14 protein-coding genes and 1 pseudogene are annotated in these 15951 nt (G+C 65.5%); 11 read left to right on the forward strand and 4 right to left on the reverse strand.

Going from position 1 to position 15951, the window contains the following annotated elements:
- Positions 1–155: 155 nt before the first annotated feature.
- From AB4Z10_RS25175 to AB4Z10_RS25200, 6 genes are all read left to right on the forward strand, one after another.
- Positions 156–1688: an ABC transporter substrate-binding protein gene (locus AB4Z10_RS25175; protein WP_441473146.1), complete on the forward strand. Its 1533-nt coding sequence runs from the start codon at positions 156–158 to the stop codon at positions 1686–1688.
- A 22-nt stretch (positions 1689–1710) separates the two neighbouring features.
- A complete protein-coding gene (locus AB4Z10_RS25180; RefSeq protein ID WP_441473147.1) occupies positions 1711–2637 on the forward strand; it encodes an ABC transporter permease in 927 nt (308 codons plus the stop codon).
- Complete coding sequence (locus AB4Z10_RS25185) at positions 2634–4601, forward strand: dipeptide/oligopeptide/nickel ABC transporter permease/ATP-binding protein (protein ID WP_441473148.1); 1968 nt, start codon at positions 2634–2636, stop codon at positions 4599–4601. Before AB4Z10_RS25180 ends, AB4Z10_RS25185 begins: the two co-directional genes overlap by 4 nt.
- Entirely contained in the window at positions 4598–5698 is a 1101-nt protein-coding gene (locus tag AB4Z10_RS25190; protein ID WP_441473149.1) for an ABC transporter ATP-binding protein, read from the forward strand. The genes AB4Z10_RS25185 and AB4Z10_RS25190 overlap by 4 nt, the downstream gene beginning before the upstream one ends.
- Before the next feature lie 19 nt (positions 5699–5717).
- Positions 5718–6923 (forward strand): NAD(P)/FAD-dependent oxidoreductase, encoded by a 1206-nt coding sequence (locus AB4Z10_RS25195; RefSeq protein WP_441473150.1) that lies wholly within the window; start codon positions 5718–5720, stop codon positions 6921–6923.
- A gap of 73 nt (positions 6924–6996) precedes the next feature.
- Entirely contained in the window at positions 6997–7968 is a 972-nt protein-coding gene (locus AB4Z10_RS25200) for a M14 family metallopeptidase (RefSeq protein WP_441473151.1), read from the forward strand.
- Between the two features lie 9 nt (positions 7969–7977).
- Here the strand turns inward: AB4Z10_RS25200 and AB4Z10_RS25205 are convergent.
- Positions 7978–8931 (reverse strand): annotated as a pseudogene (locus tag AB4Z10_RS25205) (sulfatase-like hydrolase/transferase).
- Positions 8932–9441: 510 nt separating this feature from the next.
- Positions 9442–9903 carry a Ros/MucR family transcriptional regulator gene (locus tag AB4Z10_RS25210; protein ID WP_441473152.1) on the reverse strand — a complete coding sequence of 154 codons (462 nt, stop codon included), beginning with the start codon at positions 9901–9903 and terminating at the stop codon, positions 9442–9444.
- Positions 9904–10405: 502 nt separating this feature from the next.
- Between AB4Z10_RS25210 and AB4Z10_RS25215 the strand changes: the two genes are divergently transcribed.
- Positions 10406–10597: a hypothetical protein gene (locus AB4Z10_RS25215; RefSeq protein WP_441473153.1), complete on the forward strand. Its 192-nt coding sequence runs from the start codon at positions 10406–10408 to the stop codon at positions 10595–10597.
- A 196-nt stretch (positions 10598–10793) separates the two neighbouring features.
- Entirely contained in the window at positions 10794–11015 is a 222-nt protein-coding gene (locus tag AB4Z10_RS25220) for a hypothetical protein (RefSeq protein WP_441473154.1), read from the forward strand.
- Positions 11016–11117: 102 nt separating this feature from the next.
- On the opposite strand, the gene AB4Z10_RS25225 is transcribed toward AB4Z10_RS25220, so the two are convergent.
- Positions 11118–11867, reverse strand: a complete 750-nt coding sequence (locus tag AB4Z10_RS25225; RefSeq protein ID WP_441473216.1) for an SDR family oxidoreductase — start codon at positions 11865–11867, stop codon at positions 11118–11120.
- A gap of 96 nt (positions 11868–11963) precedes the next feature.
- Here AB4Z10_RS25225 and AB4Z10_RS25230 point away from each other — a divergent pair, with 96 nt between their 5' ends.
- A complete protein-coding gene (locus AB4Z10_RS25230) occupies positions 11964–12866 on the forward strand; it encodes an AraC family transcriptional regulator (RefSeq protein ID WP_441473155.1) in 903 nt (300 codons plus the stop codon).
- Positions 12867–12939: 73 nt separating this feature from the next.
- Here the strand turns inward: AB4Z10_RS25230 and AB4Z10_RS25235 are convergent, their stop codons facing one another.
- Positions 12940–13554, reverse strand: a complete 615-nt coding sequence (locus AB4Z10_RS25235; protein WP_441473156.1) for a TetR/AcrR family transcriptional regulator — start codon at positions 13552–13554, stop codon at positions 12940–12942.
- A gap of 113 nt (positions 13555–13667) precedes the next feature.
- Between AB4Z10_RS25235 and AB4Z10_RS25240 the strand changes: the two genes are divergently transcribed.
- Together AB4Z10_RS25240 and AB4Z10_RS25245 are read left to right on the forward strand one after the other, a co-directional pair.
- Positions 13668–14552 carry a metallophosphoesterase gene (locus AB4Z10_RS25240; protein ID WP_441473157.1) on the forward strand — a complete coding sequence of 295 codons (885 nt, stop codon included), beginning with the start codon at positions 13668–13670 and terminating at the stop codon, positions 14550–14552.
- 17 nt (positions 14553–14569) lie between these two features.
- Positions 14570–15880 carry an ABC transporter substrate-binding protein gene (locus AB4Z10_RS25245; protein ID WP_441473158.1) on the forward strand — a complete coding sequence of 437 codons (1311 nt, stop codon included), beginning with the start codon at positions 14570–14572 and terminating at the stop codon, positions 15878–15880.
- Positions 15881–15951 lie beyond the last annotated feature (71 nt).

Consider the following 15951-nt stretch of genomic DNA (forward strand, 5'->3'; position numbering starts at 1 on the left):
TGGCTTGCGTCGCCACCACCCGCATCTCGACGGGCTGAGCAGGATGGCGGCCAAGAAACCAAAGACTGACTTCGCCTCGTGAAAGCGGCGGACGCTCTGGCGTTCGCCAGCGCTCGCGCGACCGACGAAATTGCCAGCTTGGGGAACAGCAGAACATGCGCAGCCTTCGTCAATCCTGTGCCGTGGCGGCGCTGGCCGCCGGCCTCTCTCTCATGGCGATCCAGGCCATGGCACAGCCGGCCGGCGTGCTCCGGGTCGCGGTCGGTGCCGATCCGGCCACCTTCGACCCCGCCTTCAACGATCTACCGGTCGGCAATGCGGTCGATCTCGCGGTGCTGGAGGGCCTGTATCGACTGGACCCGCAGAACAACGTCCAGAAGGGGCTCGCGACCGAATCCTCCTTCTCGCCTGACGGCAAGGTCTTCACCGTCAAGATCAGACCCGGCAAGACCTTCAGCAATGGCGACCCGCTGAATGCCGAGGCCGTTGCGGCAAGCTTCAACCGCATGCTCGACGAGAAGACCGGCTCGATCTATCGCGGCCTCTATGCATCGCTCGGTACGGTGAAAGCCGTCGGCGAAGACACGGTCGAATTCCACCTGGCCGAGCCCAATGGCCATATCCTCATGCTGCTCGCCAGCACCGCCGCCAGCATCGTCAACGTCAAGGCGGTCAAGGAAATGGGCGCCGAGTACGGCCGCAAGCCGGTGGGCTCCGGCCCCTATATGGTCGAGCGCTTCGTCGGTGGCGAAGGCTTCCGGCTCGTGCCGAACCCGAAATATTCCGGCGAGTATCCGGCGACGCTGAAGGCAATCGAATTCGCCGTCGTGCCGGAGGACGGCTCGCGCATGGCGCTGATCGAGACCGGAGCCGCCGATATCGTCGAGCGCGTGCCGCCGGAATCGATCGATGCGATCAATGCGCTGAAGAGCGCCAAGGTGGTGACGCCACCGAGCATGTTCTCGATCAACATGGAGATGGTGCTGCGCGGCCCGCTCGCCGATGCGCGGGTCCGCAAGGCCCTGAATCTCGCGATCGACCGCGAAGGCATTGCGAAGGGCGTCCTCGGCGGGCTCGGCACGCCGTCCGTCGGCATGGTCGGCCCCGGGACGCAGGACGAATTGCGCAAGACCTTCCCGGCGATCGCATTCGACCCGGAGGGGGCGAAGAAGCTCCTGGCGGAAGTCGGCTACAAGCCCGGCCAGCTCTCGCTCAGCTTCACCTGCCCGACCGGGCGCTACATCAAGGACGTGCAGGTCTGCCAGGCGCTGGCCGGCTCCTTCGAGAATGTCGGCATCAAGGCGACGCCACTGGTTGTGGATCGCGGCACCTGGACCAAGGTCGTCGGCATGGAGCCGGCACAGCGCACCGACAATATGGGCATGGTCGGACGCGCCACCGCCGGTATGGACTACACGCTCTACCGGCTCTTCTTCACCGGCGTCGGCGCCAACCGGTCCGGCTACACAAATCCGCGCGTCGACGCGCTGCTCAAGGAGGGCCGCGCCGCGACCGATCCGGCGAAGCAGAAGGAGATCTATGGCGAGATCCAGGAGATCGTCTGGAAGGACCAGCCCTTCCTCTTCCTCTGGTACCAGACCCAGGCGATCGGCGTCGCCAACCGCGTCCAGGGCTTCGCCGTCCAGCCAAACGAGACGTTGGTCTTCGACAAGGTGACCCTGAAGTAGCGGCCGCCGGGAGGGCAGGACGATGTTCGTTCTCAGACGCCTCGGCGGTGCGCTGCCGACACTCTTCGCGGTCTCGCTGCTGGTCTTCCTGTTCGTCGACCTGATCCCGGGCGATCCGGCGCAGATCCTCGCTGGACCGACCGCCTCGAACGAGGAGATCGAGAGCATCCGCCAGTTCCTCGGCCTGAACGAGCCGCTGCTCTCCCGCTACGGGCATTTCCTGCGCGGCATCTGGGACCCTGCCGCCGCGACCTCCTTCCGGACCCATCGCCCGGTCGTCGTCGAGCTGGCAGAGCGGCTCCCGAATACGCTGATCGTCTCGATCGGCGGGCTGCTGATCGGTGTCGTCGTCGGCACGCTCGCCGGCATCGTCAGCGCCATGCGGCCGGGCGGCCTGGCGGACGCCGCCATCACGGTGCTGACGCTCGCCGGCATCTCGATGCCGATCTACTGGCTCGGCCTGCTGTGCATCTGGCTGTTTGCGGTCAATCTCGGCTGGCTGCCCGCGGCGGGGGCCTCCACGCCCGCGCATTTCGTCCTGCCGATCCTGGTGATCGCCACGCGCCCGGCCGCAATGTTCAGCAGGCTCGTCGCCGCGAGCCTGACCGAGACGATGGGCAAGGATTATCTCGACACCGCCCGCGCCAAGGGGCTGAGCGAGACGCGCGTCGTGCTCGCACATGCGCTGCGCAACTCGCTGATCGCGGCGGTGAGCGTCGCCGGCGTCCAGTTCGGCGGCATGCTCGGCGGCTCCGTGGTGACGGAGACGGTCTTCGGCATTCCCGGCGTCGGCCGCCTGCTCGTCGATGCGGTATCGCGCGCCGACTACCCTGTCATCCAATACGCGATCCTGATGTTCGCGGTCTTCTTCGTCCTCATCAACCTCGTCACCGACCTGCTGACGCAATGGCTCGACCCGCGCACGCGCGAGGAAGAGAGGCCGGCATGAGCCTGGTGCAGAACATGGCGGCGAACCTTGCCCCTCCCCTCGCGGATACGAGCCGAGCCGCGCCGCGGCAGCGCTGGACTTTGCTGCGGCGCATCCTAGCCCAGCCGAAAGGCGCGATTGGGCTGACGCTCGTCATCCTCTATCTGCTGCTTGCGGTGTTCGGGCCGATGCTCGCGCCACAGGACGCCTTTCGCCAGAACTTCGCGCAGACGTTGCGCGCCCCCTCTGCCGCGCATTGGTTCGGCACCGACCAACTCGGTCGCGACGTCTTCAGCCGCGTTCTGATCGGCGCCCGCGCGACGCTGGGGATCGGCGTCGGCGGCGTCACGATGGCGTTTCTCATCGGCGTGCCGCTCGGCATCCTCGCCGCTTGGCGGCGCGGCTGGATCGAGGCCGTGCTGATGCGCGTCATCGACATCATGCTGAGCTTTCCGGACATCGTCTTCGCGCTGGCGGTCGTGGCGATCCTCGGCGCCAACACGCAAAACGTCATCATCGCGGTCGGCGTCGTCTCGATCCCGGTTTTCGCGCGCACCGCCCGTGCGGTGACGCTCAGCATCCTGGCCGAACCCTACATAGAAGGTTCCGCCGCGCTCGGGGCCAACCCCGCTCGGATTATCCTGCGCCATGTGCTCCCGAACATCGCGGGCACGCTGCTGACGCTCTCGACCCTGCTCTTCGCCTCGACGCTGCTCTCGGCATCGGGCCTCGGCTTCCTCGGGCTGGGGACGCAGCCGCCCTTCCCCGAATGGGGCACGATGCTCGGCGAAAGCCGGTCCTACATCCGCAGCCATCCCTATCTCGCGACCTTTCCGGGGCTGTTCCTCGCCGTCTCCGCTCTCGCCTTCAACCTGCTCGGCGAGGCGCTGCGCGTGATCTACGACCCGACCAGCCGCCGCAGTGCCGGGCGCGCGCGATTGTTCGCCTTCCTGCGGCGTGGCACCCGGAGCGCGCCTACAACGACGGTGTCCGAGCCCGCAGCCGGGAGCGCCGTCTCGGTTCGAGGCCTGAGCATGGCGTTCCGGGCGCGCGACGGACTGCTCGACGTCGTCCGCGGTGTCGATCTCACGATCCAGCCCGGCCGGACGTTGGCGCTGGTCGGCGAGTCCGGCTCCGGGAAGTCGACCCTGCTGCGGGCGATCGGCACGCTGGCCAATCCGCAGGAAGTCGCGATCACGGCGGGAAGCATCCGCATCGGTGGCGAACCTGCGATCGGCTTGTCCGCTGCGGCTCTGCGTGCGCTGCGCCGGCGCAAGATCGGCGTCGTCTTCCAGGATGCTGCGAGCGCGCTCAATCCCGTTCTTACCATCGGCGCCCAGATCGCCGAGGCGGTGCGGGCGGGCACGCAGATCGACGGTCGGACCGTGCGGCAGCGCTGCATCTCCCTGCTGAAGGACGTCCGGATCGCGGATCCGGAGCGGCGCCTCGACATGTATCCGCACCAGTTCTCGGGCGGGATGAAGCAGCGCATCGTCATTGCCATCGCCCTCGCCCAGGACCCGCAGGTTCTGCTGGCCGACGAGCCGACGAGCGCTCTCGACGTCACGATCCAGCAACAGATCCTGACCCTGTTGCGCGAGATCCAGATGAAGCGCGGCATGGCGGTGCTGCTCGTCACCCACGACCTCAACCTCGTCTCGCGCTTCGCGGACGATGTCGCGGTCATGTACGCCGGGCGCATCGTCGAGAGCGGCGAGGTCGCAACCGTGCTGGAACGCCCGCTGCATCCCTATACCCTGGCGCTGCGCGCCTCCGCTCCCTCTGGGGGAGAGGCACGCGGCCAGCCGCTCCGCAGCATCCCCGGCGAGCCGCCTCTGGTCGGCCGATTTCCGGCCGGCTGCGCCTTCCGGGCGCGCTGCCCACGCACGCTGGGCCGGGCCGAATGCGCCGAGCACGAGCCGCCGCCCCGCCCGGTCGCCCGGCGCGAGATTGCCTGCTTCTTCGCCGAGGAGGGGCAGCTGTGAACGCGCCCTTCCGCCTGCCCCCGCGCCGCGCCGACGGCGAGTTCGACGACATCGTCGTCGTCGCGGAGGTCAGCCGTCATTTCGGCGGCCGCAAGGCACTCCTGAGCCGCGTCGCCGCGCCGGTGGTCCGCGCTGTCGACGGCGTCTCCTTCAGCGTGCCGCGGGGAACCTGCTTCGCCATCGTCGGCGAATCCGGCTCCGGCAAAAGCTCGCTCGCCCGGCTGATCGTCGGGCTGCTGCAGCCGACGCAGGGCGAGGTCACGATCGACGGCACCCGCCTCTCGGCGCTCGACAAGGCCGGCTTGCGCAGCCTGCGCCGGAAGGTCCAGCTCGTGCTGCAGGACCCGCGTGCCTCGCTCGACCCGCGCATGACGGTGTTCGACACGCTGGCCGAGGCCCTGACCGTCCACGGCCTGCATCGAGAGCGCAACGCCCGTATCGAGCGCATCAACGCGGTGATGGCCATGGTCGGCCTCAATGCGGCGCATCTGGAGCGCTATCCGCACGAATTGTCGGGCGGCCAGCGCCAACGCGCCGCCATCGCCCGCGCCATCATCTGCGAACCGGAAATCCTCGTGCTCGACGAGCCGGTCAGCGCGCTCGACGTCTCGGTCCAGGCGCAGATCATCAATCTGCTGGCCGAGCTGCAGGCGCGCCTGGCGCTGACCTATATCGTCATCACCCACGACCTCGCCTTGGTCGCCCATATGGCCGATGCGGTCGGGGTCATGTATCTCGGGCGCTTCGTCGAACAGGGCGATGTGGCGGAGGTCTGCGGGACCCCACGCCATCCCTATACGCGTAGCCTGATGGCGATCGCCGCACCGGTCGCGCCGTCGATGCGCGATGCGCGCCCGGCCCTTCTCGAAGGCTCGATCCCAAGTCCGCTGGCCATTCCGAGCGGCTGCAGCTTCCATACGCGGTGCCCTCTCGCCCGCGACCTCGCGGCCGGCGGCGCGCCGAGCGTCGGCACGCCCGACGGGCGTCTACCCCGCCGCTGCGTCGAGGAAACGCCCGATCTCCACCCTGCGCCCGGGGGCCGCAGCGCCGCAAGTTGCCATTTCGCGGATCAACGCCCCCACATCCAAGCGAGCTGAAAGACGAAGGATTCGATCGATGTCCGATCACAACAGCGCCTCCGAAGTCGTCATCGTCGGCGGCGGGATCTACGGAACGAGCCTGGCTTACCGCCTGGCGAAGGCGGGCCGCAGCGTCACCTTGCTCGAAGCCGGCGAGATCGCCGGCGGAGCCTCCGGCGGGCCGGGCGAACGCGGCGTGCGCGCCTGCGGCCGCGACCTGCGCGAGCTGCCGATCTGCGCACTGGCGCAGGAGCTCTGGGCCGACTACCAGGCGAAGATCGAAGGCGGTGTCGGCTATCGGCGCGTCGGCGGCTTGAAGATCTACGACGTCTCCTATGGCCATCGCGAGCATGAGGTGCGCGGCCGCATGGAAGCTACGGCCGCCGCCCAGTCCAGCCTCGGCACGCCCTCCCAGGTGCTGTCGCGCGACGAGGCCCTGGCGCGCGAGCCGGAACTGGCGCCCGGCATCCTCGGCGCCATCTGGTGCCCGAATGACGGCGTCGGCGACCACAGCTTTGCGACCCGCCAGTTCGCCAAGGAGGCGGCAAAGGCCGGCGTCGTGATCCGCACGGGCGCGAAGGTCACCGAGATCGTGCAGAGCCGCGGCACGGTGACCGCGGTCAAGCTCTCCAGCGGCGAGAGCGTGCCGGTGGGATCGCAACTGGTCGTCGTGGCCAATGCCGGCGCTGAGGCGCTGCTGAAGCCGGTGCTGAAGCCGCATGAGCTCGGGCCGATCTGGAATCTGATGCCGCAGATGCATTTCGTCTCGAACCCGCTGAACAAGACGGTCAACCATCTGCTCTCGCACGCCCATCGCCGGCTCGCGGTGAAGCAACTGCCCGACGGCACGATCATGCTGTCCGGCGGCGCCCATGTCGGCCATACCCCGGAGGGGCTGTGGAAGGGCTCGCTCAGCTCGATGACGCAGAACATCACCGACGCGGTGCTGACCCTGCCCTTCATCGACAATTCCAGCTTCCTCAGCGTCGATGCCTCCCGGGTCGAGGCGGTAGCGGTCGACCAGATACCGCTGATCGGGCGGGCCGAGGCGCTGCCGAACCTGACCTATGGCTATGGCTGGTCGGGCCACGGCTTCGCGATTTCGCTCGGCTTCACCAAGCTGTTCGCGGACTGGATCCAGAGCGGCGAGAAGCCGGAGGCGCTCGAGCCGTTCTCGCCGCTGCGCTTCCACAAGCCGGCGGAGATGCTCAAGGCCGCCGCGCTCGGCCGCGCCGCCGCCTGAGCCTTCCTACGTGGCCCATGCCAACCAGCGGACGGGGGAAGACCCCATCCGCTGCAAGACAGGATTTGGATTCATGCTGACCGATTTCAACCCGGCCCGTCCGGGCAAGATCATCCAGGACCTCGGCCCGATCGCGGGGCCGCTGGAGGGGATCGCAGGGGATATCATCTGCTGCATCAACAATGGCGCGGGCGCTTCGGTGCTGCTGCTCGGCGGCATCCATGGCGACGAATACGAGGCGCAGATCGTGCTGCGCCGGCTGGCCGAACGGTTGACGCCCGCCGATGTCACCGGCCGCGTCATCATCATCCCCTCGCTGAACTTCCCAGCCGCGCAGAAGGGCAAGCGCCTCTCGCCCTTCGACGGCCAGAACATGAACCGCTGCTTCCCCGGCAAGGACGACGGTACGCCCACGGAACGGCTCTGCGCCTTCGTGACGAGGCGCCTCTTCCCCGCCGTCGACATTCTGATCGACGTCCATGCTGGCGGCGGCGACGTCTCGGTGGTGCCGATGGTCTTCGGCTTCGCGACGGAGAAGAGCGTCGTCGACGACACCCGCCTCAACCGGTTGATGGAAGCCTGGGGCTACCGCTTCGTCCAGCATGTCGACGGCATCGACGAGACGGCCTGCGGCGCGGCCAAGCTGGCCGACCTCGCCTCGATCGAGGTCGAGGGCGGAGGCGGCCGGATGAAGCCCGCCGAGCTGACGATCATGGAGGACGGCCTGCTGCGGGCATTGGCCGATTTCGGCCCCATCAGGCCGCAGCTCGCGCCGGCGCCGTTTTCAGGCGTGCATTTCACTGCGGGTCCGGAGGGGCAGTATCTCGCGCCGTGGCCGGCGCTGGTGGAGCATTGCGTCGCGCTCGGCGACAAGGTCGAGAGCGGGCAGCTCGTCGCCCGGCTACACCCGACCGGCGGCCGATCGGCAGCGGCGCTGGAGATCAAGGCGCCGATGCCGGGCTATATCCTGCGCCAAACTGAGCACGCCTTCGTCGCCAAAGGGCAGCTGATCGGGAACGTCGGCAGCCCAATCGATGCGACCTGAATGGTTGGTTCAGCGCGACGCGGAAGCGCCGTTGACAATCAGGACATTGGACCAGGGCGCCAAAAGTTGACGCGCGTTTGTGGCATCAGGAGGCGCGGCATAGGTGTGCCGATGCACATCTCCCGGCGCATTCTTGTAGGCCTCGATGTCCTGCTTAGGAGCGTGACAGGGAGCGTGCGGGGCAAGCGATGCAACGTGGAGAAACAGCGGCCCCGACGTGTCGTGCTTCTCAATGATGTTCACGGCCTCGTTGCCGATCAGTGTCGTGAAGTAACCGTCTTTCTCGACGAAATTGCGGTCCCGCTGCCAATCAATGATCCCGCCTCGCTCCTTGGAGAAATAGTCCACCTCGCCGACGAGGTTGCCGTAGAAGTGCTCGAAGCCGCGGCTCTGTGGCCAGTATTTCCGATCGGCATGGCCGACGTGCCACTTGCCGACCATCGCCGTCTGATAGCCGACGTCCTTCAGGGCCTACGCCAGCGTGCGCTCGTCGGTCGCCAACCCAAAGGTATGGCTCGGAAAGATGACCAGCGTCTGCAAGCCGTATCGCATGGCATAACGGCCGGTCATCAGCTGCGCCCGTGACGGGGTGCAGACCGGCATTCCGTAAAAGGACTCCGCCCGTACGCCTTCGGCTGCGAGCTTGTCGATATTGGGGGTCTCTATGTCGCTGCCGCGGTAGCCAAGGTCTGCATTGCCGAGATCGTCGGCAAGGATGATGACGATGTTCGGCCTGTTGGCCTGCTGAGCCCAAGCGGAGTCCGCCAGGCCACCCGTGAGCACCGACGCCACCACCAAGGACGTGCCGCTCAAGAGAATGTCGCGCCGTCTGACGTCTTCACTGTTCGCCGCGACACCATCTTGCGGCTTTCCGAGGTGCTGGTCCTTATTCATGACGTGCGCACCCTTTCTCTTAATTTCTGGTGACGCATCGCCCACCACATGGCTCGTGGAGGCGTCCATCGGCTCCGCATGACGCGCGGCCGGACGACAGCGACAGCAATAATCGGGGGGCCGCCTTTATGCCGTGCGCGCTGCAGGGCTATTTTTTAACAGGGCGTCACGCGCGTTTATTAATCTGCATCAAGAAAGCCCGTCGCAACAATGAAGCGCCTCATCGATTGCGGTATTTCCGATACTAGAGGGTGATGTCACATTAACTTCGTGGAGAGGCTGGCCATTGCCAAGCTAGATGCCGTCGAGCGTCAACCCGAAGCATCTTCTCCTGTTCAACCGATCCATACCGCCGACGACCCGGTTGCGGCAATGTATCAATGGTGGAACTGGATGCCATGGTTGCGGCGCGGCGGAAGGGGCATCCGATATCCGGCAGGGGTCAGTTGTCACGCACGCATCATAGCCCCGCGGGCCGAAGCCAGCGGGGACTTTTTTATTTCGGCTCTGAAGGCCATAGCAAGAGCGATCCGGCCCCTTTCGACCTCGCGCGGTCAGGTTGGGTTGAGCTGGCCCATTTTACTTGGCTGTTGGAGTTTTCCGGCCGCCGCGAGTGGGCTTTGCAGGAGGCAGCGGCGCGGCTGCCTTCCGGCCAAGTCCCAGCGACTTCGCCAGTTTCGCTCGAGCTTCGGAGTAGTTGGGCGCTACCATCGGGTAGTCGGACGGCAGCCCCCACTTCGCGCGGTATTGCGCCGGTGTCAGTCCAAACTTAGAGGTCAGATGGCGCCGCAGGGATTTGAATTTTTTCCCGTCCTCGAGGCAGATCAACCAGTCAGGGGTGATCGACTTCTTGATCGGCACAGCGGGAACGAGCTTGACCTCCTCCAGGATCGGCTCGGACGCTTTGCCCAATCCGGTTAGAGCTGTGTGCGTCTGCTGGATCAATCCAGCGAGGTCCGACTGCGGCAAGCTGTTGTGCTGGACGTAGGCGGCCACGACCATTGCTGAGAGGCTAAGCAGTTCCGTGTTGCTATCAGGCATGGTTCCCTGCCAATATTCACTTGCGATAAGGTGGCTTTAGCAGATCGAGTATGCGCGGCAACCTCTGCCGATAAGATCGTCGCGGATTCAATGTACGTAAAACTTTAGATTATCTCTTTCCAGGGCCTTACATTTCCGGTGGCAGCGTCCCGATGTTCGAAAGGGACCCCGAATGGAAACCGACTACGCGGCCACGCGCGCGCACTTAATCAAAGCCGCTCAGACCTTGGTGGCCGAAACGCAGGAGCATGATCAGCTGCGGCGCGCGATCGGTCTCGTGATGGAGGCGGTCGTGCGAACGGAGGCCGCCGATCGTCCGTCGAACGTAGTGCGATTTCCCAAGCCACCTGCTGAAATTCCTGCCGGTCCAGCGAGTCAACATGAGCTGCGAAAGAGGCCGTGTTCTGCGAGATCGACCGAGAGCTGAGCTGTAAGGCCGGTGTAAGTCGCAGGCTCCTATAACCGCCCCAACGACATCACACCCAGTCGAAAGGAGCCGGTCATGAACGAAGAACTCAACAACGTTGCCCTGAATGACGAAGACCTCGAGGCCATCAACGGCGGCGGCCTGTTCGATGAAGGAGGCCTGCTCCATTCCAAGGCGCTCGTGAAGCTCGGCGACACGCTGAGCTCCATGGGCAGCCTGATGAAGAACGCGTACTTCGGCGATCACCTCGTCCACTACGACGACTAAGCGGATAGCTGGGGGAGGCCTATTCTGTTGAGAACCGCCTGGTCGTCCAAGTGGTCGAATATGCGGCGTATCAAAGGACGGCCGCACCAAGCTTGGCCCGGTCTCCGAAAAGGGGCCGGCTTAGCATTTGACATTGCCATGTCGGAGCAGCGCGCTAATTTTTCCTCCGTCCATTATCGTTACGGAGGTGGGAGTTATGCCATTCTCATCGCTGAGTGATCCTGTCGACCTCGCTCGGGCGCAGGGGGCCTTGGAGGCTGCTTGGAACGAAGTCAGAGACAGCATTCCCGATGCCTTTGACGAGCGAGAACGTGTCAGGCTGGCCTATATCGTTGCCGCGCTGGTAGCTGTCGCGGAGGATGAGGACGAGCTGAGGGACCGGGCGATCGAACGGTACCGACAATCAAAAGCGGCTTGAACGTAAGCCCGCCGGCATCGTCGATGGATTGTTGCGCTGAAAGGCCACGATGGCGGCAAGGTCGTTTAAGCCGCGCCGCCTTTCGTTATCTCAGGGCGGTTCTCAGCCCGGGAGGGCTTGCGCCAGGGCTATGGCGTCGGGGCCTGCGGGAAACCGGAGCTGCCCGGAGACGTCGTTGACCGCCTGCCAGACAGCTTCTGCAACATCGGTCTCCTTCGTCACCATTGCCGGCTTTGCGAACGCCTCGAAAATCGGGGCAGCAAAGGCGGCATAGGCTTCCGGAATCAGATCCTCGATGCGCACATTGGTATTCTGCGCGAAGCGTGTCGTCGGCCCGTAGCCCGGCTCGACCAGCTTGGCCCGGACGCCGAAGTGTCCAAGTTCGTGCGACAGGGACCCCGTGAAGCCTTCGATGGCCTGCTTGCTCGCGGTGTAGGCCGCTGCCAGCGGCATAGCGGCAAGCGTCACGCTCGATGTCACGTTGACGACGACGCCCGAGCGGCGCGCGCGGAACTGCGGGATGATTGCCTGCGTCATCGCCATCACGCCGAACGTGTTGGTCTCGAAGACCTTGCGCACATGCGACATGGGCGTGGCCTCGAAGGCACCCACCACGCCGATCCCGGCATTGTTGACGAGGGCGTCGATTGGGCCGCTCGCTTCAAGGACAGCAGCGATGCTTTCGGACCGGGTGACATCTAGGGGCAGCACGCGCAGCCGGTCCGACTTCGGCAGGAGGCCTTCGCGCGGATTACGCATGGTGGCGATGACGGTCCAGCCTTGGGCATGGAAGTGGCGCGCGGTCTCCAGGCCATAGCCTGACGAGCAGCCGGTGATGAGCACGGCTTTCATAAGGATGATCCTCTTTCGCGTTGACGAGAGAGAAATAGCCTCCACAATCAGGACTATCATCAATCATAAGTCCGAGATTAGTTTTCGGAAGTCCGAATGCCTGATCCACTCACCCAGTTCATTGAATTGCTGCGACCGCGCGCGGTCTTCTCCAAGAGCATCAGCGGCGCAGGTTGCTGGGCCGTTCGATATTCCGCCTTCGGCCAACCAGGCTTCTGTGCCGTCCTAGAGGGCAGATGCCGCCTTGCGGTCGATGGAGAGCAGCCTGTCACGCTTGAGAACGGTGATTTCGTGTTGCTGCCGGCAACGCCAGCCTTCACCATGTCGGGCTTCGAGCGGGCGCCGCCAAAGCGTATCGATCCCAAGGCGACGCCTGCCCCGACGGAGGAGGTCCGGCATGGCCGCCCCGATGGCCCGCCCGATGTCCGCCTGCTCGGTGGCTATTTCGAGTTCGCTTCGCCGGATAGCGCTCTGCTGGTGTCGCTGCTGCCGACGATCGCGCACATCCGCGGCGTCGAGAGGCTGTCCACGCTTGTGCGGCTCGTCGGCGAGGAGGCGAACGCAGAGAATGTCGGACGCGACCTCGTTCTGGCCCGTCTCGTCGAAGTGCTGCTGATCGAAGCGCTTCGCTCGTCGCAAGGAAAGGATACGCCGCCCGGCCTGCTGCGCGGACTGTCGGACGCACGCGTCGCAAAGGCATTGCGCGATATGCACGACGATCCGCAACGCGCCTGGACGGTAGTCGAACTCGCCAATGCGGCGGGAATGTCGCGCTCCGCCTTCTTCGACCGCTTCGCGCGCACGATCGGGCTTCGTCCGATGGAATATCTTCTCGCCTGGCGCATGGCTGTGGCGAAGGACATTCTGCGCAGCCAGGATGTTGCGCTGGACGAAGTCGCCAAGCGTGTCGGCTATGGTTCCGCGAGCACGTTCAGCACGGCCTTCAGCCGCCACGTCGGCCAGCCACCGGGTCGATATGCGCGAATGGAGCTCAGGTAACGACTCGTAGCATCCGCCGTCGCAATATTTGTCGATGTGTCGGGCCGGAACGCCCGAGTGCGCCTAGGCGCGGTCAATCCTTGCCGGCCATCGTGGGCTCGGCAGCGATCGCCGACCAGCACATCGCTACGAGCTGCCGGCGCCTTTCCGGGCTGAGCTCTTCGCCGCGGGCGCGCATCCATTTCAGGGTGTTGCGCAGCCCGCCACCGATGAACGCGCCCATGTCGTGGCTACCGAAGTCGCGCAGCACGCCGGTCTCGCGGGCATCCCGGATGACGCCGTTGGTGAAGGCTGTGACGGGTGCGAAGATCTGCAGCATCTCGGCCGCCGGAACGAGCGGCACATTCGAGAGATATTCGAACAGCAGCGCCCGGTCGGCATCCGCCCAGATGAACGCGATATAGTCCTCGATATAGCGGCGCAGCCGCGCCTCGGGGGCGGCTGCGGCATCATGCTCGACGATCAGCGCCGTGGCGACGGCCTCGGTCAGTTGCGCATAGACGCCGCGGATCAGGTCGTCCTTCGACTTGAAGTAGGTGTAGAGCGAGCCAGTGGCGACGCCCGCCGTCGCGGCGATTTCCGCCATCGAGCATTGCAAGCCATTGCGCACGATCAGCGTGGCAGCCGCGGCGAGGATTCGCTCGCGCTTGTCGAAAACGATGGCATCCATGATTGAATGAACGTTCATTCGGTTGTCATGATGACTAGGTAGCGGTGCCGCCGTCCTCGCGCAAGAGCGAATACGCGGCCTCCGGCAAGCGTGTCCGTCTGCGCCCCCTCGATTTGACGCAGAGCTCCGCCATGTCGCACCCGCTGACCTTCGTCCACCTCACCGACCTGCATATCGGCGACCCGGCCGTGCAGGACGACCATCTCTATTCCGACACCTCCGCCACGCTGCGGGCGATCCTCGCCGATGTTAAGCGCGTCGAGCCGAAGCCAAGCTTCGTGATCGCCAGCGGCGACCTGACCAATCGCGGCGACATCGGCAGCTACGAGCAGCTCAAGGCCATCCTGGCCGAGGCCGCGCTCGACCTGCCCGTGCTCTTCACCCTCGGCAACCATGACAAGCGCCAGGGTTTCTACCCGGCCATGCTCGGCCGGACCGAGGACCTGTCCGCGCCTTACGACCATTCTGCCGTGATCGACGGCGTCCATGTCATTCTCGTCGACACCAGCACGCCCTATAAGATCGGCGGGCATTTCGAACCGGGCCAGCTCGACTGGCTGGCGGCGGAGCTCGACCGCGAGCCCGAGTTGCCGAAGCTGATCGCAATGCACCACGCGCCGGCACTCGACGCCGACCAGCCGGATCTGGAGTGGGAGGCCCTCTCCTTCGCCGATACGGAAGCGCTGCGCGCGCTGCTAGATGGCCGCAGGAACGTACTCGGCATCCTCTCCGGCCATATCCATTACGATCGCGTCAGCAACTGGCACGGCATCCCGGTCATCGTCGGCATCGGCCAGCACGCCGCGACCGACGTGCTGCGCCTGCACGAGGAGCTGCGCATGGTCTCCGGCGCCTCCTTCGCGATCGGGACCGTCCGTCCCTCGGGGCTGACGATCTCCTTCGTGCCGCAGCCGGCCGAGCGCCGCGAGCTCAAGGTCCACAGCTTCTCGGGCATGGCCGAGATCATCAAGCGCTACGAGGCCGAGGCCCACGCCGCGGCGCTGGCTGCTGAATGACCTTCCCCGGAGGAACCATGATCAAGAACGCCAGGTCTTTCCTGCAGGGCGCTCTCGCGCTCCTGGCTGCGGGCGCCATCTTTCCGGTGCTCGCCCAGCCCGTGCCCACGACCGTCGACCGCCCGGTGACGATCAGCTACTACAACTACAACCTCGCCTCCGCCGGCAACGGCGCCGAGGCGACCAAACGGCTGATCGCCCAATTTGAAGCCGCCAATCCCAACATCAAAGTCGAGCCGGTCGGCGCGAGCTCCTTTGAGCTGACCAGCCGCGTGCAGGCCGACGTCGCCGCCGGCCGCATCCCGGACGTCGTGCAACTGGTGTTCTCCGACCTCGCCTTCGGCGTCGACAATCTCGGCGTCGCGGCGCTCGAGGACATCGTGCCGGAGGATGAGCGCAAGGCGCATTTCGCGGGGATGTCGCCCAACGGGCTGAAGCTCGGCATGATGAACGGCAAGACCTACGGCCTCGCCTACACCTTCTCGACCCCGGTGCTGTTCTACAACGCCGACCTGTTCAAGGCAGCGGGCCTCGACCCCGACAATCCGCCGAAGACCTGGGCGGAGGTCAAGACCGCGGCGCTCGCCATCACCAGGAAGACCAAGGCGGCCGGCATCGCGACCGGCATCTTCGGCCCCTCGGCCGGCGACTGGCTGTTCCAGGGCGTGCTGCGCTCCAATAATGGCAGCCTGCTGACGCAGGACCGCAAGACGCTCTCCTTCGCCGAGCCGGCCTCGGTGGAGGCCGTTGCAATGCTGCGCGACCTCTATGAGAGCGGCGCCTACACCAATCTAGAGATCGACGCGGCGATGGAAGGCATGGCCGCCGGCAATATCGGCATGTACCTGCAGACCTCCGCCATCCAGGGCTTCCTGATCCGCGGCGCGCAGGGCAAGTTCGACTTGCGCGCTTCGACGATGCCGCGCTTCGGCGAGAAGCCGCAGCGCCCGAACAACTCGGGCAGCGCGCTGGTGATCCTCAGCCGCGATCAGCTCAAGCGCCGCGCCGCCTGGGAGCTGATGAAGTTCATGACCTCGAAGGAGGCCTATACCGTCATCACCTCCCAGATCGGCTACCTGCCGCTGCGCACCGACATCGTCGACGATCCGCGATATCTCGGCGACTGGGTCAAGAAGCATCCGCTGATCAAGCCCAATCTCGAACAGCTCGCGATGCTGGAGCCCTGGGTCTCCTTCCCTGGCCCGAACTACCGCCAGATCCAGAAGATGATGATGGAAGGTGCGGAGATGGCCGTGTTCGGCGGCATGAAGCCTGCCGAGGCCATGAAGGCTGCACAGGACGGTGCCCAGGCGCTGATGCCGCACTGATCAACGACGACGCCGGCCCAGCTTGCGCTGGGCCRTGCTCACAGGACGTCTTTCACCCCCATTATCGAGAG

This window comes from Allobosea sp. RAF48 (assembly GCF_052114025.1).
In the GTDB taxonomy this organism is placed as follows: Bacteria; Pseudomonadota; Alphaproteobacteria; order Rhizobiales; family Beijerinckiaceae; genus Allobosea.